The following is a 17,912-nucleotide window of genomic DNA, read 5'->3' on the forward strand; positions in this document are numbered from 1 at the left end:
CCCTCCTGTTTTAATGGTTGGCATTCTGATTAAGATATTGGACCAGCGAGTTCAAATGTCTTTGTTCATCCTGTTGTACGGTGCTAAAAATTTGTTTCAGTTCCGGATCGCCGGTCTGGTTGGCGTAAGCGCCGAACTTCTCGAAGAGCAATTGCTCGGCGGTGATTGCCGCCTGAATGGAAAGCAGGTCTTTCTGGCTGAGCAATGAACATCACCCCTTGTCATTTTGCTGTTATTATGTCCTGTTCAACCGTTTATATCAGAAATGTCCCATTTTTTTTGCGATCCAGGCAGGAGAGCACTGCCTGCGGGACGAAATATCTTGCCAGACGTCACAGAACCCGCAGAAATTTTCCACCGTCTTCCGGGGGATGAAACGACGGCAGCCGGCCTTCCGGGGGGGTGAAAGAAAGGGGCTTTTGCATTGCTGCTTTTTTCGCCTGTTAAAGTTGGTTCCTTGCAATTGAAAAACCGCCTGGTTATGCCGGCCATGCATTTGGGCTACTGTCGCGACGGAGAGGTCTCCACGCGGCTGGTGGATTTTTATGCCCGGCGGGCGGAGGGCGGGGCCGGCCTGATCATTGTAGGCGGCTGTGCCGTGGATGAGCACGGCTATCCCTCCATGATCAGCGCGGCCGGGGACCGTTACATACCGGGTCTGGCCCGGTTGGCCGCAGCCATCAAAGAAGGCGGTTCGGCGTCAGCCGCCCAGCTTTTTCAGCCCGGCCGTTATTCCTATGCTTATCTGGAGGGGATCGAGCCGGTGGCTCCATCCGCGCTTGCTTCCCGCTTGACCGGCCGCCGTCCGCGCGAATTGACCACCGGAGAAATCCACCGGTTGATCGATGCCTTCGCCCGCGCCGCCTTCCGGGTGAAACAGGCCGGATTTGACGCCGTGGAGGTGATTGCCAGCGCCGGCTATTTGATTTCCCAGTTTCTTTCCCCGTTAACCAACCAGCGGCAGGATGAATTCGGCGGCGATCCGGCACGGCGTATGCACTTCGGTCTGTCCGTGGCCCGCCGGGTCAGGGAGGCTGTGGGTGCGGAATTTCCGGTCATCTTCCGGATCAGTGGTCATGAATTCATGTCCGGCGGCAATACCACGGAGGAGATAATTTTGTTCTGCCGGCAGCTGGAAGATTGTGGTGTGGACATGTTCAATGTTACCGGCGGCTGGCATGAAACTCCCGTACCGCAGATCACCATGGATGTGCCCCGGGGGGCCTTTGTGTATCTGGCACGGCAAATCAGGCAGGCGGTCAGCGTGCCGGTGACGGCCTGCAACCGGATTAACCACCCCGCCCTGGCCGAAAAGATACTGTCCGACGGTTCGGCCGATCTGGTGGGGATGGCCCGGGCGCTGATTGCCGACCCGGATTTGCCGGAAAAGGCCCGGACGGGTAAATGGGAGGAGATCCGCCCCTGCATCGGCTGTAACCAGGGCTGTCTGGACGCTGTCTTCGGCCGGCGGGATGTGTGCTGCCTGGTCAACCCCCGGGCCGGCCGGGAGAGCGCCCACCGTCTGCAGCCGGCCCTGCGCGCCAAACGCGTGCTGGTTGTCGGCGGCGGGCCGGCCGGCATGGAAGCGGCCCGGGTGGCCGCCGTCCGCGGGCACCGGGTGACTTTGTGGGAAAAAAGCGGCCGGTTGGGCGGTCAGCTCAACCTGGCCGCTGTACCACCGGGACGCGGTGAGTTTAAAACGCTGGTCGGTTACCTGTGTGGACAGTTGGACCGTTTGGGTGTGGAGGTGTGTTTGAACCGGGAGGCTACGGCGGAAAATGTTACGGCCGGCGGATTCGATGCGGTGGTGGTGGCCGCGGGAGCGCAACCCGCGGTGCCGCAGATTCCCGGTGTGCACCGTCCGCATGTGGTGCAGGCGCATGATCTGCTGGCCGGCCGGGTGACGGCCGGCCGGCGGGTGGTGGTCGCCGGTGGCGGCGCCGTGGGTTGTGAGACGGCGCTGTTTTTGGCCTCACGTGGAACGCTTGATGCCGCCGCCTTTTACTTTCTGGCCGTCAACCGGGCGGAACAAATGGAAAAACTGCTTGCCCTGGCCACCTGCGGTGCCGGAGAAGTAACCCTGCTGGCGCGTAGCGCCGTGGGCAAGGATATCGGTCAATCCACCCGCTGGGTGATAATGCAAAGCCTGCACCGTTTTGGCGTGCGGGTGATCAGTGAGGCCGGTATCGTTTCCATTGATGAGGATGGTGTGCTTTACCGGAAAGGGGAACGGGAAAAGAAAGTACCGGCAGATACAGTGGTGCTGGCCGCCGGTTCCCTGGCGAACAGCATGCTTGGCGAGGAGTTAAAAGAGAAAGTCAGGGAAATTTATGTGGTCGGCGACGCCATAGCTCCGCGTCATGCCATGGAAGCCATTGCAGAAGGCTTTTGCGCCGGGGAGGTTTTATGAAGCCGGCAAAACAAAAAACATTCCCGCGGGTGCAGGAGGGCCGGTATTGCTACCGGCCCTGTTTTATTCAACCAGCGATTGCTGGTAGGTCAGTTCATCGAAGGCCCTGATGTAGGTTTTATTCACGTCCCGCCCGAAGCGCACCATGAGCATGTTTGCCGGATGCTCCAGAATCTCCGGGTCGTCTGTGCGCCGTCTTTTGAATCCGACCCGGCCGAACAGGCGGGTGAGCATTTTTTGGTAATCCCAGACGTCCAGTCCGCTGCCTTTCAGATCCCAGTGCCAGAAATACTCGGTGGTAATTACCACGAACTGCTCCAGCAGATCACTGGCGAAAGCTCTTTGCAGCAGGGCGGTGGCCAGTCCGCGCCGCTTCCAGGCGGGACTGATCTCGATCGCCCCCAGTTCGAGCAGGCGGGGATGCCTGCTCCAGCGGCTGTGCCGGTTGGGGGGATGGAAAAGCACATAACCGATAATTTTCTGTTTGTGCCGGACAATATAAACCATTCCGGAAGGGGAGTCCGCTACAATTTGCAGTGCCTCCTTCTGCCGGACAGGGTTGCGGAAATTGCGCAGCCCTTCATTCATGACCAGAGGCTTTAGATAAGAAGCACTCACCGGTCCCTCAATAGCTATATCCGCTGTTTTTACCGCAGCCTGCGGTGCATTGCTCATGTTGATCATCACCGGTCTTTCCCAGAATTAAGCCAATCTACAAAAGTAAGATACAGATACCCTTATTTAAAATATTCTGAATAAGATTAGATAAATCCTGCTTTTGCGCAAAAGTTTTCTTTAAAATTTTAAAACCTCTCGGTATTCAAGCCATATTTTTGCGCCCGGTACAGCAGTGCGGAACGGGTTATGCCCAGCAGTTGGGCGGCCCTGGTTTGATTGCCGTTGCTTTTTTCCAGTGCTTGCATGATCAACTCCTTCTCCACCGTCTCCAGGGAAATGCCCTCATCGGGAAAACGAACCACCAATCCGTCTTCGTTCCTGGGCGATGTAATCAACTCCTTGGGCAAGTGCTCCGGCTTGATTTCATCACCCTGACAGATAATGGCCGCCCGTTCGATTACATTTTGCAGTTCCCGGACGTTTCCCGGCCAGTGGTATTTGACCAGTTGCTCCATGGCCGCCGGGGAGATGCTCTGTGCCGGGTAGGCATGTTTAAGCCGGGACAGGAAATGATCGGCCAGCAGGGGAATATCTTCTTTTCTTTCCCGCAGGGGCGGCAACTTGATTTGAAACACATTCAAACGGTAAAAAAGATCTTCCCGGAAAAGTCCTTTTTCAATGGCCTGGGCCAGGTTGCGGTTGGTGGCGGCAATGACCCGGACATCCACATGTACTGTTTCCGTACCGCCCACCCGTTCAAAAGACTTTTCCTGTAATACGCGCAACAGTTTGACCTGCATGGCCATGGGCATCTCGGCAATTTCATCCAGAAAAATAGTGCCCTGATCGGCCAGCTCAAAACGGCCCAGTTTGCGGCCGGCGGCGCCGGTGAAGGCGCCCTTTTCATGTCCGAAAAGCTCGCTTTCCAGTAATTGTTCCGGCAGGGCGGCGCAGTTGATCGCTACAAACGGCCCTTTGTGACGCAGGCTGTTCTGGTGGATGGCCACGGCCGCCACTTCCTTGCCCGTGCCGCTTTCCCCGGTAATCAGGACGGTGGCGTTGCTGGCGGCCACCCTTTCGATCAGCTGTACCACCTCCCTGATTGCCGGGCTGTTGCCGATCATATTGCTGTATTTGTTGGTTAATTCGGCGCGCCAGAAATCAACCTCATTGACCAGGTGGCTGACCTTGAGGTTTTGTTTGATCACCAGTTTCAGTTCGGTTAAATCAAAGGGCTTGGCAATAAAATCCGCCGCTCCCAATTTCATCGCCTCAATTGCCGATTCCATGGTCCCATGGGCGGTAAGCATGATTACTGGCAATTTCGGTTGCAATTTTCGTGCCCTTTTTAATACTTCCAGGCCGTCCATTTCCGGCATTTTGAGATCCAGCACGACCAGGGAAGGGTTTTTTTCCTGTATTAGCGCCAGACCATGCCGGCCGCCGGTGGCTGTAAGCACACTGTAGCCCTCCTGGCGCAAGGCACGCTCGAGCGCCCAGCATAATTGTTCTTCATCGTCAATGATCAGGATGGTTGGATGCTTCATCAGGCATACCTCCCGCGGTGCTTTGAGCCGGCAGGCAAACGCAAAAAGTAGTTCCGCCGGGTGAGGTGCCGGTCACCTCAATACTGCCGCCGTGTTCTTTGACAATTTGATGACTGATGGACAGGCCCAGGCCGGTGCCCTTGTCCCGCGTGGTATAAAAGGGGTCGAAAATATGGGGCAAGTCGGCGCTGTCTATACCGCTTCCCGTATCAGTGAAAAAAATACATACTGTTCCGTCTCCCCCCCCGGTCCGGATGGTTAAAGCGCCTCCCTCAGGCATGGCCTGAATGGCGTTCAGGATCAGATTGACAAACACCTGTTTCAAACGCTGGCCGTCCGCATCCACCGGGGGCAGGTTCCGGGCCGGATCCAGGGTCAGCTGAATTGCATTCTGCCGTAACATGGGCGCGGTAAAGGTAAGCACCTGTTGCAGCAACTGGTTGATCAACAATGGCTGACAGAAATATTTCTGCGGCCGACCGAAATCAAGCAATTCCTGAATGATCCGGTTTTGCCGGTCCACCTGTTCATTGATTACGGCCAGGCTTTCTTTTAACTCCGCTGACTGGCCGGCTTCCCCTTCCAGCACCTGCACGGTGGTCTTGATTACGGCCAGCGGGTTGCGCAGTTCGTGGGCCACTCCGGCCACCAGGCGGCCCAGTGAGGCCAGACGCTCATTCCGGTATAATTCCTCCTCCAGTTTTTCCTTTTCTGCCAGCGAAGACGCCATACGGTTGATTGCCCGGGCGATCTGGCCGGCTTCGCCGGGCAATTCGGGCAACCGCCGGCCGAGATCTGTTTCCAGCCGCCCCAGACCTTCTTTGAGCCGCTTGACGTTGCCGGTCAGGCTATGCACCAGCAGCAGCGTTCCCGCGGCGCAGATAAAGAAGACAAACAGGGCCACATAACGGGAAACCAGCCGGAAGTACCGGCTTTGGGCAAAGATGGGATTCAACCTTTCATCCATCCAGACGATGGCCGCCATTTTGTCTTTTATCCGGACGGGAGCCAGGTATTCAAAGGTCTCGTCGTTCAAGCTGGTGGTCAAACGGGAGAAAGGGCGCTGGCCGGCGAGCACGGCAGCCAGGCCGGAATCAGCCTCGGTCAGGATGCGTTTCTCCCGCTCCCGGGTTTGTTCGGGCGACTCGGGGCGGAACTGGTGCAAAAAGCCATGTACAAAAACCTGGCCGGTTTGCGGAATATAAAGTCCAAAACGCACACCCGGAAAATTGGGCACCAGCGGGGAAACTGTTTCGTCAAAAGCGGTGCGTATGATGCTGGTGCGTGTTTCCGGATCCAGGGCGGCAAAATCTTTTCCGGCCAGTTTTTCCACCGTGATTCTTGTAATGCCGGGTACCATCCGGTTGAGCAGCACCGAACCCATGCGTTCCTCCATGGAGCTGAGCATGGCCTCATCACTTTTGCTGGCAAAAAAGATATCATACAGGAGCAGTAAAACGGGGATAAGCAGCAGTACAGTGATGAGCAGGACAATTTGAAATTGCAGGCTGCGCCAGCCGGTTTTGGCGGCCATAGCTATCCCTCCCGGGCTACTGCCGGAAATCAGACAGCCGCTGTATGAAAACAGACAACTGCTCATGACTTGTAATCGCGTTCACAATGGGTTTTTCTGTTTTTGACTGTTTGTTTTTATACACTACGGAACTTTGCCGGCCTAAAACCCGGGGTGGTAATGTCGGTTTCAGCCTTTTGACCGCTGGCATGGAAACTGCATTAAAAATTTATAACTTTTTTCACAAACTCTCCGGTCTATTATAGCACAGGTGACAGCATTTTTTAAGGCCGGATTGCAGAAATTTTCTGGTTTGTGAAAGATGATGTTGGCCGGACTTGTGCACGGCCGCACAATCATTTCCGTCCGGGAGGTGATATTATTTAAAAGATATTTCCTGATATTAAAGGGGTAGTTTGTTATCGGGGAAGCGGATATTAAGAAATGCGGCGTGACCGGCGGGCCGGTAGGGGGAACCGGACGACAGCCGCCGGTGCAAGACCGTACAAATTCACTCCCTGAACTGAAACTGTATTATTTTGGGTTGAGAAGGAAGACAGAGAAACAATAAAAAGAAGTAGAGGAGTGAGGGCTTATGAGTATTTATCTGGCTGTTGCAGGCATGCCGGTAAACATCTTCTTGATCATGGGACTGGGCGGCCTGGTCGGGATAATGTCCGGACTGTTCGGCGTCGGAGGCGGGTTTTTGCTCACCCCGTTGCTGATGATGGTCGGTGTGCCGCCGGCGGTGGCCGCCGCCTCGGATTCCAACCAGATTGTAGCCGCCTCCAGTTCCGGGGCGATTGCCCATAAGCGCCTGGGCAATGTGGATATGAAAATGGGTATTATATTTCTGGTGGGCGGCGTTATGGGCGGTACTGTAGGCGCGCAGCTGGTCAAGATACTGCGTGGCATGGGCAATTATGATTTTGCGGTAAAGGTGATTTACGTAGTGGTTCTGGCCGGCATTGGCAGTTTCATGTTCATTGAAAGTTTAAATGCCCTGCGGGGCAGGGTAAAACAGGCGGATGTGAGCAAACCGTCAGTTTTCAAGCGGCTGATGATATCCATGCCCTTTCAGACGGAATTCAAGGTCAGCGGTATCCGGGCTTCCATTCTCTTTGTGGTCGGACTGGGGTTCGTGGTCGGTTTGATGGCAGCGTTAATGGGTGTAGGGGGCGGTTTCATCACCGTGCCGGCGATGATCTACCTCTTGGGCATGCCGACCATGGCCGCCATCGGCACCGACCTGTTCCAGATTGTGTTCACCAGCATGAATGTCGTATTTCAACAGGCGATTACCAATCATACGGTGGATATTGTGCTGGCGGTGCTGCTTTTCTGCGGTTCCACCATCGGCGCCCAGGTGGGTGCCCGGTTCAGCAAGCGCTTCCGGGGCGAGCAGTTGCGCATCCTGCTGGCGGTGATTGTGCTGGCGGTGATGGTGCAAATGTTCATCGGACTAATCAGTGCGCCGGCGGATATAATCGGCTTGACCAAGGGAGGAGGCGGCCATTGATGAAACCGTTGAAAGCTGTTTGTCTGGTTGTGATGACGTTCTTCCTGGTTTTGACGGGCGCACCCCTGGCCATGGCCGATCCGGTGACTGTAATCACGCAGCCGGACACGGTGGAAGTGGGTGTGAACTTTTCCGGTTCCCAGCTGAAAGTATCCGGCCAGGTGCCGCCCGGCTGCCAGGTACTGCTCAAGATGGAGTCGCCCGACCGGCCGGTTGGATTAAGCAAGAAAGGTAAAAAAGGCGGCCTGTTTTACATGACGGTGGCCACGGTGAATGTCAAAGGTATGCCGGGTATGTACAAAATAATGAGTAGTGACAAAATTTCCGCCCTGCCGGCCGGTTTGCAAAGCCGCTTGGGGCTCGATCCGGATTTCAAAGCGCTCAGCAGCAAGGCGCAGGTAATTCAAAAACATGAAGAGCAAAGCATCATCCTGCCGCCGGCACAGGCGCAGGAATACCTTGACGGACTGGTGCGCCTGAATAAAAGCCGCGGTTTATACAGCCTGGCGGACTACGGTGTAAAGGTGGATGGCGGGCAATATCAGGCGGTGATGGATGTCCCGGCGGACGTGCCCCGCGGCAGCACCAAGATCACCGCTTACGCAGTCAAGGACGGCCGGATAGCGGCCTCCGCCGTTACGGAGTTGCCGGTGGTCAACATCGGTCTGGTACGTACACTGGGCAACATGGCCCAGACTAATGCAGTAGCCTATGGTGTATTATGCATCGCCGTGGCTTTGGCGGCAGGCATTATTATTGCAAGTTTGTTCAAGCTAATCAACAAATATGTTTTCCGGGACGAAGGGGTCAGCGCGCATCATTAAAAAATCCGGTTTCAGGGCGCTTGAACCGGGGCGGGCCGGGCGGCGGTGGTTGCCGCCCGGCATAGCCCGTTCTCCGGCACCGGATAATTTATTGCGGGAGGTAAGAGCAATGCAGGAGCAGGATTTTATCGAGGTATTCAAAAAGCAAAAGGAGGCCTTTCTCAAAGATTGCGAGGCCGGACGCCGGACCTGGCCGCCCGGAGGTTCCCGCGCCGCCGGGGAGCAGAAAAAAGTACTGGACTGGTTCGAGCGCTGGTTGAAAGGGGAGGCCGTACCGGAAACGGAGGAAGAGTCCGCCATACCGGTCAAATCTTTCGGTGAATTTATGGATGAGGTATTGGTTATGACCCGTGAGATTCTGGAAAAACGGAATATCAAAATGATTTACGCCCTGCCCGGGCAATACCTCGGAATCAGCGAATCGTGGAAATGTATCCAGGTTTTCGGCAATCGTAATATTTACTACCGTATCGGACGCACCCGTCCACGCAAGGGGACCAGGCGGGGAGAAGATTTGCTGGTGCTGGATCTGGTTATGGACGGATATAAAAAGCAGGTTTTTTTGCCGGTGATCGAACAAAAGGAACATCTGGAAAAGCTGCTTGGTGAGACGCTGGAGCGGGAACTGCCCAAAGTGGAAGCAACCGGCAAGTACCGCCTGAAGGTGGCGCTGCCCTATAAAATAGCCCAGCAGGGCAACGCCCCGCTGGTAGCCAAAAAATTGGCCGATTTCATTACCGTGACCAAGCCGGTCTTGAACGATCTGGGCATTGTTTGATCTAGCGGTGTTGATGCGCCGCGGCCGTCTTGATCCGTTCCGGCCGGATGCGTTTGAAAAGGCCGTATCCGGAAAAACAAATCAGCATCAAAGCACAGCACAGGACGATGCCGCCGAGGGTGATGATACCGGCAGTTTCGCCTGCTCCCGCCTGTTTGGCCGGCAGGGATGCCGCCGCCAGCACCATCATGGCAGCGCAGGCCAGCCTTGGGAACAGGGAGCGGGTTATACTTTCCGTCCAGAGTGAACAGGTGCTCCGTCCAATGATCAGACCGGCAATCAAGATAAGCGAAGCAATTACTTCCAGCCTGCCTGACAATGCCCATGCAAAGAGCGCTCCCGTACTGATGATCAGCCCGCTTAAACGGGCGGTATCCCTGGCCACCGGCACTGGTGCCCCCAGATAGCGGGCTAGCATTGCTTTTCCCGTCCAGGTGCCACCCAGGCCCAAAAAGCCGCTTAAAAAACCGGTCAACAATCCCTGCCAGGCCGCATCCCGCCAGCTGAACCGGATGGTATTCAATTCCGTCCGGGGTGGAGATAAACGGGGGAACAGCGTGCCCGGCCAGTCGCGTTTCCCGAAACGGGTGAGCAACAGCAAAAAGACGGCCATGAGCAGCAGCAGGGTATAAATTGCATTCATTACCGGTGCTGCGGCGTTGATCCCGGATAATAAAACCATGATCAGACAGCCGCCGGCTGCTCCCGCCAGGCCGAAAAGGGAAAGCAACAAGGCCAGGCGCCGATGGGCGTTTTTGAATTGCGCCCGCTCGAACAGGGAAACAGCGGAACGGCTGAAATCACGGGTTACCCCGGTGCTTACGGCAAGCGCGGCCGGCAGGCCGAAAAGGTTGAGTACGGGTACCAGCATCAGTTGGGCGCATGATCCAATAATGACACCGGTCATGCCGACGCAGACACCGGTGATGAAGAGCGCCTGCGGATTGATGAATAAACCGGCCAGAGGCAAATAAAGCATAGTTTTCCCTCCTTGTTTTTCTTCTTCACCGGCTACTCCTTGTTTCGCCCGGAAAATGGCCAGCGCGCCGCTGCTTCCAGGGTTACGCCCGCGGCGCAAAAAAACAGTACGGCAAAAACGGCGAATAAGACCTGGTAATTTTGATAAAGATGAAGCAGATAATTGTTCCAGCCTTCGATCATCCCAATCACCCCCTTATGACCATTCGCATGTGTCCTAAATAACAAGTATGGATTGGTCTACTTTCCCCTGTAATAATCGTTCAACAAGCATTTTATATCAAAGACGCGGTAATCACAAAACTTGAAAAAGCATGGATATGTGAATTAGGTCACAAGTAAGAAGATTTTCTTTGTTTCTCTGACCCGGAAGCAGTTTCAAAAAAATTGCATTTGTTCATATAACGGGGCAGGTTATTCCCGGCTTGCAGAATGTTTTGTTTTTGGCAATTGTCAGGGAAAATTGTTATCTGCCGTAAATGTCCGAAAAACGTAACAAGGTCGAGGAATCAAGCAAAATATTTAAAAAATAACTGTCTGCCGGTTTTGACAGCACGGCCCGGGGGGCGTAAACTATGTGAAAGTGAATGAGATCACAAACATCCCGCAAGGGATTTTTAAAAATGGTGAATTGTGAAATAATTATCAATCTTGCCGGTTCCGGTTCCGGCCGGCAGTAGTTGACAATCTGCAATGCGCTTTAAGGAGGTGATGCCGTTCAATCAGGCCGGTGGCGGTTGCCGGATGTACGTGCGGTTGAAATTCGGCAGTATACGTGTGGCGGGCGGAACATTGATCTTGACGGGGTTGGGCGGGGCTGCGGCTTGTGTTGCGACGACGGCCGGCGCCCCGGGAGTGCGGTGCACCGGTTTTAATCCGGTTTCCGCCCGGTGCCGTCCGGGCTGGCCCGGACGGGTAAAAAGGTTAGATCAGGAGGTGTTTATTTATGGGTATGTTCAAACGTTTTATATCCGGCTTTTGGACCGTTGGTGAAATGATGACGGCCGGAGTAAAAGCCGAGGCAAAATGGGAGTACGAGATGGGCAAGGTGATCCTCGGCCGGCGTAAAAAAATGCTTTTTCTGGCCTTATTGCCGGTTATTCTTGGCGTCGGAGTCGAGCTGGCCATGGCCGGTACGCTGCCGGATACCATCGGAGGCAGCAAGGCGTATATGCCCACTTTCGTGACCTCACAAATGTTCATCGGCTCCATTTTTGTCGGTCTGATGGCCGGGTTGATCACCGGTTGCATTGGTGCCGGCGGCGGTTATGTGCTCACCCCCGCCCTGATGAGTATCGGTGTACGCGGGATCATGTCCGTGGGTACAGACCAGTTCCACCTGTTTGCCAAAGCAATTATGGGTACGGTAATTCATAAAAAACTGGGCAACGTCAATCTGTGGATGGCGGTGTGGTTTGTGGTCGGTTCACTGACCGGCGTTACTGTCGGGGCCACGCTGAACCGGGCCGTTTATGCCAAAAGCCCGGCCTTGAGTGACGCCTTCATCAGCCTGGTCTATGTGGTTATCCTGGGTATTTTGGGCGCCTATTCCCTTTATGACTGGATCCGGCTGAGCCGGACCAAGTCGGTGCAGTCCACTAAAGAAGCCACCACGGCTTTCGCCAAATGGCTGCAGGGCATTCCGCTCAAGCCGCGGGTGACATTCGATCAGGATATTGTAGCCGGCGGGCGCAGCATCTCCATTTACCCGCTGATCATCGTCGGTTTCATCGTTGGTATGGTGGCGTCCGTGATGGGTGTGGGCGGCGGTTTCCTGACCTTCCCCATTTTCGTCTATGGTCTGGGCGTTTCCACTTTCACCACGGTCGGCACGGACATTTTACAGATTATCTTTACCACCGGGTATTCGTCCGTCGCCCAGTACGCCATTTACGGTTATGTGTTTTACAGCATCTGCATGGGCATGCTGCTCGGCTCACTGGTCGGCGTGCAACTGGGCGCCCTGGTGACCAAGTACGTCAAAGGCTCTCAGATCCGCGCCTTTTACGCGCTGACCATTCTGGCCGGTTTTGTCAACCGTATTTGCGCCCTGCCCGGAACATTGACCAACGCCGGCTATTTGAAAGTAAATACGGCTACAGGCAATATAATCAATCAGGTGGGTAATGTGGTGTTCTTTGTTCTGGTGGCGATCTTCTCGGTCTGGATTCTGATCGCCTTCTTCCAAAATGCCGGCAAGGCCCGTGCTGCCGAGATGTCCAGCCCGGTCAGCGTGGAGCGATAGTAAAGGGGGTGTCTTTACATGATTATTGTTCATAAAAGGCAATTTTTCGTCGGTCTGATCATGCTGCTTTGTTTCTTCGCTGTGTTCGCCGTGGTGCTGAGCCCGGTAATGAACGGGCGGACAATATTGCAGTTCAGTGACAACCTGTTCGATTCCCTGAGCAAGGGGTCGACATATAAGATTCCCGGTGTGGTGAAAAGCGCAGACAAGTTCACCGGTCAGCAGTTCACCGTCACAGTGAAGACAAAATCAGCGGACCAGGCGACTGGCATAAGCAACCTGCTCACGGCGGCCGGGGCCGCGGTGAAAGTAAATAAATTGAATGTGACTGTCAACGGGGATCTGGGCCTGCTTGCCAAAAAGGCGCTGGCCGACGCCGATGTTGCCTTCAAGCAGGGAAGCAAGGCCGGGTCGACGGTGCTGCCCGGCATGAAGGCACGGGAGGCCACCTATTACTGGTGGACGCTATTCAGCCCGCTGCAAAAGCAATATCTGCAGCAAAATGACGCCACGCGGGGACAGTTCGCCGGGTCGGTGATGACCAAGGCGCTTGAGCCGGCCTATAACTTCGGCGACATACCGGCGGTAAAAGTATCCGAACGGGGCAACACACTGACCTTCATGCTGCTTTTCTATATGGTCTATACCATCTGGTACGGGTTTGCCATCATGTACCTCTTTGAGGGGCTGGGCATCACCACCACCAGGGCAAAGGAGAAGCAGGAAGCTTAAACGGTGCATGGCGGTTAAAGATATGGTTCCAGTCGCCGCCTTGAAAACGCCGTGATGGCGGTTCCGGGGCGCGGCCGGAAAAGAACGGGCAATGACATCAGTGTCCTTGCCCGTTCTTTATTTCACTATGTAGGCGGTGGTGCTGTTTTTATAAACGTGAGCTTATTCACAGCATATATTAAAAAGAAACACTTACAAGCATAAGATTTACTTTACCAGCCCAAGAATTTACCGGCAACATTATAAGCGGCCGGGAAAAATGCTTTGGCCACCAATGTGCCTGTTAACACGAGAATCGATGTAATCCCCACTCCGTCTACAATCGCGGCGGCAACCTGTACCCACCGGGGTTCCTGGACGCAATATTCTCTTTGCGGCATAGCCGGCACCCCCTTTGTTCATATAGTAGGGTAACCGGGGATAAATGTCAAGAATATTTAGTCAAGTTAATTATTTCACTTGTAAATTTATTCTTTAAATGTAACCTGAGTCACAATCAAAAAGTAACCTGAACCATCTGATACTTGATGGTCAGGGGGAAATTGGAGAACGTTCGCCGGTACAAAGCAGGGTTTTTATCGTCTGCAGCGGGTGCCCGAAGACATAACGACCTACGCCGAGCAGAAAAAGCAGGCCGATCAGCCAGTAGGGCAGGCGGCCTGTTTTCAGCGCCCGGAAGGCGGCGTGAACGGCCCAGCCGTAGCTGTGGCCGCGGATTTCCTCCCGGGCCGCTGTGAGCAGCAGGCGGTTGAACCAGGGACGGTGTCCCAAACTGTTGTTCAGGTTGAACAAGGCTATGCCGAGCAGGTTTTCCCGGCTGAACCGGTGCAGCGGCCGGTGGTAGTAGCGGGCGAAATCCCGGCGGGTGATGCCGTGGTAAAAAACGGTGCGGGCGGCCAGCCAGCTGCCCCAAAAGGCGGCGAAATAGCCGTCTTTGAGCACGCGTCCGTAACCCGACAGATCCCCGGCGGCCACCCAACCGTCGCCGTAAAAGCATGGTGATGGGCCGGAATAAATAAAAGCCGGGCAGACCACGTGGCAGCGCAGCGCCTCCACCGGATTGGGCAGGTCGATGATTTCCCGGATCGACGGATGGGCGAAGAGGAGACGCAGGTCGTGGAAGTCCAGTTTCTTGTTCAACGCCGTCAATGTCAGCCAGTTTTTCCCTTTCGGAATAAAGGCCAGCATGGTGCCGGGCACAATACCGTCCAGCATGTAAACCCGCCGCCCGACCCGGTTGACCAGGGCGGTGGAAGTATTTACTTCTGTTACGCTAGCCTGAAATACGGGCGGCGGAGTATAGCCGGTGCTCTTCATGAACCGGTTGAGCATCGGTTTGTGCAGGGAATTGAAGCCGCTGGCCAGCACCACCAGGTCGGCGGACAGCTCCTGCGGGGTGTGATCGGGATTGCGCCGGCTCAAGATTACCCGCCAGCGGCCGCTGGAAGTGGCGTGCGGTGGAATCAGCCGCTTGACCACCGTCGGTTCAATCAGCGTGAACAAATGACCCAGGTCTTCCAACCCTTCCAGGATGCGCATTTTGATTGCGTCGTCGAAACCCGGTACGCCGAAGCGGCTGGTGCGCAGGGTGGAAGTAAGCGGCGCGGGCAGTTGTACGGCCACGCTGCCCTGGCGGTTGACATAATGGCATCCCTCGATTTTTTCCAGCACCAGGTTTGGCGGCATTTCCAGCTCATACAGCTGTTCCATGGTTTTCCGGGCCAGATCGGTGACCAGTCCGCCACAATAATTGCAGCCGGTGCTGTTCACCAATTTGATATTGATACTCCTGTTCTCCCGCCGGCAAAGCATTAGCAACTGGCGGGCAAAAGCGCTTCCAGCCAGTCCGCCGCCCACAATCACCACCGTGGACCCCTCGGGCAGGCCGCCGGTGGGCTGGTGGGGCCAATGCGGCGTAGGAACGGGATGGGACAGCCGTGCTTCCAGGAAGCGGATTAAAGGGGAGGGACCCATGCCATGTCTCCTTATAACCGGGAATTATTATTATTTTATTATTCGCTGTCGCTGCTTCATTTTCCTTTTTGGTCCGCAAACTGTTTCATGGTCGTCCGGGCGACAGACGGTACGGTAAACGGCGGGTAAAATATAAATAAAAACCGGGGGAGTGGGATAAATGTGCCGTGTATGCGGACGGCAGGACGTAGAGATGGTGCCCGGACTCAACGTTTGTGAAAAATGCTGGAATATCTATGACGCCGTAAGACAGTTGGTGGTCAACCGCGCTTTCTGCGGCGGTTGCGCGGCCTGGCAAAAGAAGATGTTTGCGGGGGAGACGCCCCAGTGCCAGAAATGTTCATAAAAGCTTTGCGCAAAATAAAATTCCGGCGGGCCGGCAATTAATTGCCGGCCAGTACATTTTCCCGGGCGGTCAGGGCCGGAAAACAGACCCGGAATTCCGTACCCTGGCCGGGCCGGCTGTGTATCTCCACCCGGCCGCGATGGTTTTCTACAATACGGTAGGAAACGGTCAGACCCAGGCCGGTGCCGGTTTCTTTGGTGGTGAAAAAAGGAGTGCCCAGCCTGGACAGCACTTCTTCGGACATGCCCTGACCAGTATCGCGGACGGATATCACCACATAATCCCCCTCCCGCCCGGTGGCCAGGGTGAGCACCCGGCGCGGCGAGCTTTCCATAGCCTGCAGGGCGTTGTGAGTCAGGTTTAAAAAGACCTGTTTCAGTTGATCCCCCTCGGCTTTAATCAAAGGTAGATCAGGGGTCAGTTTCTTTTCCAGGGTTACCTGCATCAGTATGCACTGGCTTTCCACCAGAATGGACAACTGTCCGAGCAACTGGTTGATGTCCAGTGGTTCGCCCTTTGGCGTCCGCGGCCTGGCGAGCAGGAGAAAATCCTTGATGATCTCATTGATGCGGTCGATTTCCTGGATGATGATATCCAGATACTCCTGATTTTTGGTGTCTTTCAGGCGGCTGCTCAGCAACTGGGCGAATCCTTTTACCGAAGTAAGCGGGTTGCGCAGTTCGTGGGCCATCCCGGCGGCCATCTGGCCGACCATGGCCAGTTTTTCCCGCTGCTGATCCAGTTCCTGTTGTTTGTGCAGTTCGGTGATATCGTGAAACACAGTGACCACGCCGGTAAAGTTGCCCAGGGCGTCGGTAAGCACGTCGGCGCTGACTAATAGCCAGTATTCCCGTCCGCCGATCTGATATTTTACTTCCAGCGGTCCGGCTTTTTGCATTGTTTCCATGGCCCGGACCGTAAGCAGGTGCTCTTTGCCCGTACCGGGAAAAATCTCCGGGATGAACCGTCCCAAAACGCCTTCCCCGGGCAGGTTGAGAATGCGTTCAGCCGCCCGGTTGAGCATGGTGAGACGGCCCGTTTCATCCACCACCATCACCCCGCCGAGCATTTGCTCCAGCACCGTGTCGGAAGTTTGTTTCAAAGTATGATATTTGACCATGGTGCTCACATCCTGGAAAAACAGCACCGTGCCCTCACGGCCGGTGCCGCGCATAAACGGGCAGTTGTCCTGAACCACGTTTATTTTTTCGCCGTTTTTGCGCCTGATGATCACGTGCCGGCAGGCGAACATCTCGCCGTCTTTCGGCGGTGTCAGTTTTTGCCCCGGCAGGGCTTGAATCCGGAGCAGGTTTTCGATTTCCAGGGTGGAAAGGCCGAGCACTTCCGTCTCGTTGTAGCCGGTCAACTCCTCCCAGGCCTTGTTGGCGTAACTGACATACATATTGTTATCCACAGTCAGGATGGCCAGCGGTGTGCTGTTCAGCATGTCAAGGATAAAGGATCTTTCCATGCTTTCTTTTTGGACGCGGGTTTCAGCCAGGAAGTGCTTGTGCCGGATCTGGTAATATTTATACATACCCGGGGCGAGTAAAAGGGCGGTCAGTAAAATCAAGGTGTTGCGTAATGTCACGCTGATGGCCAGTTCCGGGATGGTAGCCACTTGCTTGACCAGTGCCAGACGCCAGGCGGTGTTGCGCACCGGGGAAACGTAAACAATATAGGAATTGCCGTCCAGAAAAATACTTTGCTCCTGGTTGAGCGGGAAGGTTCGCAACTGGGGGGGCAAATCCTTATTTTCTTCCGCTGTGAAAGGTGTTCCCGAGTGAAAAATGAGATTGCCCAGGCCATCCATTAAAATCACCCTGGTATCCTGCAGGGTCAAGCCGGCCAGGCTGGACTCCAGATCGTCAATCGTTACGGAAACAGCCACTACACCGGAGATTTGGCCGTTCTGCCCAATAACCGGTGACTGGGCGTAGATCAGCGGCCGCTTGAGCAAAAACCCCCTGGTGACGTTGGATACAATGGCATTGCCGTCCAGTGTCTCTTTAATGGCACGCAGATCCGGCACCCGGGCGCCCGGTTGTCCGCGCAGGCTGTCCACCACCACACCGCGGCTGTTAATGAACACAATATTGCTGACAAAGGGGAAGTCCTGGGCCAGATTGACCAGGCGCCGGTGCAGGCTGGAGCGGTCCTGTTCGTGGATGGAATCCAGGGAGGCGGCGGCCCGGCTGAGCATGAGCAATTCATCGATGTAGCCTTCCAACCGGCCGCCCACGGCCTGCTGAACCTCCCGGCGGTTGCTGGCCTCCAGCCTGGCGTGGATGGACAGGTTCTCGTAAAAGGCGAAGTAAAACAGCAACATTACCAGCGGCGCCACCATCATTGACAGACGCCATGTTTTTTCAGACATACGGCCGGCCACCTCCAGGAAAACTGATCACTAATTTGACGTGTCCGGCTG

At 55.2% G+C, this 17,912-nt stretch carries 16 protein-coding genes; 7 read left to right on the top strand and 9 right to left on the bottom strand.

What is annotated here, in order from left to right; translation table 11 throughout:
• Window positions 1–10: 10 nt before the first annotated feature.
• Complete coding sequence (locus tag A6M21_RS03975) at window positions 11–205, bottom strand: ferritin-like domain-containing protein (protein WP_066666579.1); 195 nt, start codon at window positions 203–205, stop codon at window positions 11–13.
• A 219-nt stretch (window positions 206–424) separates the two neighbouring features.
• Here A6M21_RS03975 and A6M21_RS03980 point away from each other — a divergent pair, with 219 nt between their 5' ends.
• Entirely contained in the window at window positions 425–2,410 is a 1,986-nt protein-coding gene (locus A6M21_RS03980; RefSeq protein WP_066666580.1) for an oxidoreductase, read from the top strand.
• A gap of 63 nt (window positions 2,411–2,473) precedes the next feature.
• On the opposite strand, the gene A6M21_RS03985 is transcribed toward A6M21_RS03980, so the two are convergent.
• From A6M21_RS03985 to A6M21_RS03995, 3 genes are all read right to left on the bottom strand, one after another.
• A complete protein-coding gene (locus A6M21_RS03985; protein ID WP_066666662.1) occupies window positions 2,474–3,085 on the bottom strand; it encodes a GNAT family N-acetyltransferase in 612 nt (203 codons plus the stop codon).
• 128 nt (window positions 3,086–3,213) lie between these two features.
• On the bottom strand, window positions 3,214–4,575 hold the full coding sequence (locus A6M21_RS03990) for a sigma-54-dependent transcriptional regulator (protein WP_066666581.1): 1,362 nt from the start codon (window positions 4,573–4,575) through the stop codon (window positions 3,214–3,216).
• Window positions 4,547–6,109 (bottom strand): ATP-binding protein, encoded by a 1,563-nt coding sequence (locus A6M21_RS03995; protein ID WP_066666582.1) that lies wholly within the window; start codon window positions 6,107–6,109, stop codon window positions 4,547–4,549. The genes A6M21_RS03990 and A6M21_RS03995 overlap by 29 nt, the downstream gene beginning before the upstream one ends.
• A gap of 574 nt (window positions 6,110–6,683) precedes the next feature.
• Here A6M21_RS03995 and A6M21_RS04000 point away from each other — a divergent pair.
• The 3 genes from A6M21_RS04000 to A6M21_RS04010 all read left to right on the top strand — a co-directional run bounded on the left by A6M21_RS04000 (window position 6,684) and on the right by A6M21_RS04010 (window position 9,209).
• A complete protein-coding gene (locus A6M21_RS04000; protein ID WP_066666583.1) occupies window positions 6,684–7,607 on the top strand; it encodes a sulfite exporter TauE/SafE family protein in 924 nt (307 codons plus the stop codon).
• Complete coding sequence (locus A6M21_RS04005; RefSeq protein WP_066666584.1) at window positions 7,607–8,431, top strand: TIGR02186 family protein; 825 nt, start codon at window positions 7,607–7,609, stop codon at window positions 8,429–8,431. Before A6M21_RS04000 ends, A6M21_RS04005 begins: the two co-directional genes overlap by 1 nt.
• Before the next feature lie 109 nt (window positions 8,432–8,540).
• On the top strand, window positions 8,541–9,209 hold the full coding sequence (locus A6M21_RS04010) for a hypothetical protein (protein WP_066666585.1): 669 nt from the start codon (window positions 8,541–8,543) through the stop codon (window positions 9,207–9,209).
• Between the two features lies 1 nt (window position 9,210).
• On the opposite strand, the gene A6M21_RS04015 is transcribed toward A6M21_RS04010, so the two are convergent.
• Together A6M21_RS04015 and A6M21_RS18620 are read right to left on the bottom strand one after the other, a co-directional pair.
• The gene (locus A6M21_RS04015) at window positions 9,211–10,188 is read right to left on the bottom strand and encodes a sulfite exporter TauE/SafE family protein (protein ID WP_066666586.1); all 978 of its coding nucleotides are present in this window, start codon (window positions 10,186–10,188) and stop codon (window positions 9,211–9,213) included.
• A gap of 32 nt (window positions 10,189–10,220) precedes the next feature.
• The gene (locus A6M21_RS18620; protein WP_161485997.1) at window positions 10,221–10,370 is read right to left on the bottom strand and encodes a hypothetical protein; all 150 of its coding nucleotides are present in this window, start codon (window positions 10,368–10,370) and stop codon (window positions 10,221–10,223) included.
• A 763-nt stretch (window positions 10,371–11,133) separates the two neighbouring features.
• Between A6M21_RS18620 and A6M21_RS04030 the strand changes: the two genes are divergently transcribed.
• Window positions 11,134–12,432, top strand: a complete 1,299-nt coding sequence (locus A6M21_RS04030; RefSeq protein ID WP_078060371.1) for a sulfite exporter TauE/SafE family protein — start codon at window positions 11,134–11,136, stop codon at window positions 12,430–12,432.
• An 18-nt stretch (window positions 12,433–12,450) separates the two neighbouring features.
• Window positions 12,451–13,164 carry a hypothetical protein gene (locus tag A6M21_RS04035; RefSeq protein ID WP_066666589.1) on the top strand — a complete coding sequence of 238 codons (714 nt, stop codon included), beginning with the start codon at window positions 12,451–12,453 and terminating at the stop codon, window positions 13,162–13,164.
• A 212-nt stretch (window positions 13,165–13,376) separates the two neighbouring features.
• Here the strand turns inward: A6M21_RS04035 and A6M21_RS18625 are convergent, their stop codons facing one another.
• Together A6M21_RS18625 and A6M21_RS04040 are read right to left on the bottom strand one after the other, a co-directional pair.
• Window positions 13,377–13,544: a hypothetical protein gene (locus tag A6M21_RS18625; protein ID WP_161485998.1), complete on the bottom strand. Its 168-nt coding sequence runs from the start codon at window positions 13,542–13,544 to the stop codon at window positions 13,377–13,379.
• Window positions 13,545–13,695: 151 nt separating this feature from the next.
• Window positions 13,696–15,138: an NAD(P)/FAD-dependent oxidoreductase gene (locus A6M21_RS04040; protein WP_066666590.1), complete on the bottom strand. Its 1,443-nt coding sequence runs from the start codon at window positions 15,136–15,138 to the stop codon at window positions 13,696–13,698.
• A 160-nt stretch (window positions 15,139–15,298) separates the two neighbouring features.
• Here A6M21_RS04040 and A6M21_RS18275 point away from each other — a divergent pair, with 160 nt between their 5' ends.
• Window positions 15,299–15,484 carry a hypothetical protein gene (locus tag A6M21_RS18275; RefSeq protein ID WP_151191790.1) on the top strand — a complete coding sequence of 62 codons (186 nt, stop codon included), beginning with the start codon at window positions 15,299–15,301 and terminating at the stop codon, window positions 15,482–15,484.
• 37 nt (window positions 15,485–15,521) lie between these two features.
• On the opposite strand, the gene A6M21_RS04045 is transcribed toward A6M21_RS18275, so the two are convergent.
• Window positions 15,522–17,861, bottom strand: coding sequence for a PAS domain-containing protein (locus tag A6M21_RS04045; protein ID WP_066666591.1), 2,340 nt, complete (start codon window positions 17,859–17,861; stop codon window positions 15,522–15,524).
• Window positions 17,862–17,912 lie beyond the last annotated feature (51 nt).

Source organism: Desulfotomaculum copahuensis (genome assembly GCF_001655685.1).
In the GTDB taxonomy this organism is placed as follows: domain Bacteria; phylum Bacillota; class Desulfotomaculia; order Desulfotomaculales; family Desulfovirgulaceae; genus Desulfotomaculum_G; species Desulfotomaculum_G copahuensis.

Bases quoted from the DNA above. Each gene is read 5' to 3' on its own strand.
- A6M21_RS18275 (WP_151191790.1), top strand. From the start codon at position 15,299: ATGTGCCGTGTATGCGGACGGCAGGACGTAGAGATGGTGCCCGGACTC.
- A6M21_RS03995 (WP_066666582.1), bottom strand. From the start codon at position 6,109: ATGGCCGCCAAAACCGGCTGGCGCAGCCTGCAATTTCAAATTGTCCTG.
- A6M21_RS18620 (WP_161485997.1), bottom strand. From the start codon at position 10,370: ATGATCGAAGGCTGGAACAATTATCTGCTTCATCTTTATCAAAATTAC.
- A6M21_RS03990 (WP_066666581.1), bottom strand. From the start codon at position 4,575: ATGAAGCATCCAACCATCCTGATCATTGACGATGAAGAACAATTATGC.
- A6M21_RS04015 (WP_066666586.1), bottom strand. From the start codon at position 10,188: ATGCTTTATTTGCCTCTGGCCGGTTTATTCATCAATCCGCAGGCGCTC.
- A6M21_RS04005 (WP_066666584.1), top strand. From the start codon at position 7,607: ATGAAACCGTTGAAAGCTGTTTGTCTGGTTGTGATGACGTTCTTCCTG.
- A6M21_RS03985 (WP_066666662.1), bottom strand. From the start codon at position 3,085: ATGAGCAATGCACCGCAGGCTGCGGTAAAAACAGCGGATATAGCTATT.
- A6M21_RS04040 (WP_066666590.1), bottom strand. From the start codon at position 15,138: ATGGGTCCCTCCCCTTTAATCCGCTTCCTGGAAGCACGGCTGTCCCAT.
- A6M21_RS04000 (WP_066666583.1), top strand. From the start codon at position 6,684: ATGAGTATTTATCTGGCTGTTGCAGGCATGCCGGTAAACATCTTCTTG.
- A6M21_RS04030 (WP_078060371.1), top strand. From the start codon at position 11,134: ATGGGTATGTTCAAACGTTTTATATCCGGCTTTTGGACCGTTGGTGAA.
- A6M21_RS04035 (WP_066666589.1), top strand. From the start codon at position 12,451: ATGATTATTGTTCATAAAAGGCAATTTTTCGTCGGTCTGATCATGCTG.
- A6M21_RS04010 (WP_066666585.1), top strand. From the start codon at position 8,541: ATGCAGGAGCAGGATTTTATCGAGGTATTCAAAAAGCAAAAGGAGGCC.
- A6M21_RS18625 (WP_161485998.1), bottom strand. From the start codon at position 13,544: ATGCCGCAAAGAGAATATTGCGTCCAGGAACCCCGGTGGGTACAGGTT.
- A6M21_RS04045 (WP_066666591.1), bottom strand. From the start codon at position 17,861: ATGTCTGAAAAAACATGGCGTCTGTCAATGATGGTGGCGCCGCTGGTA.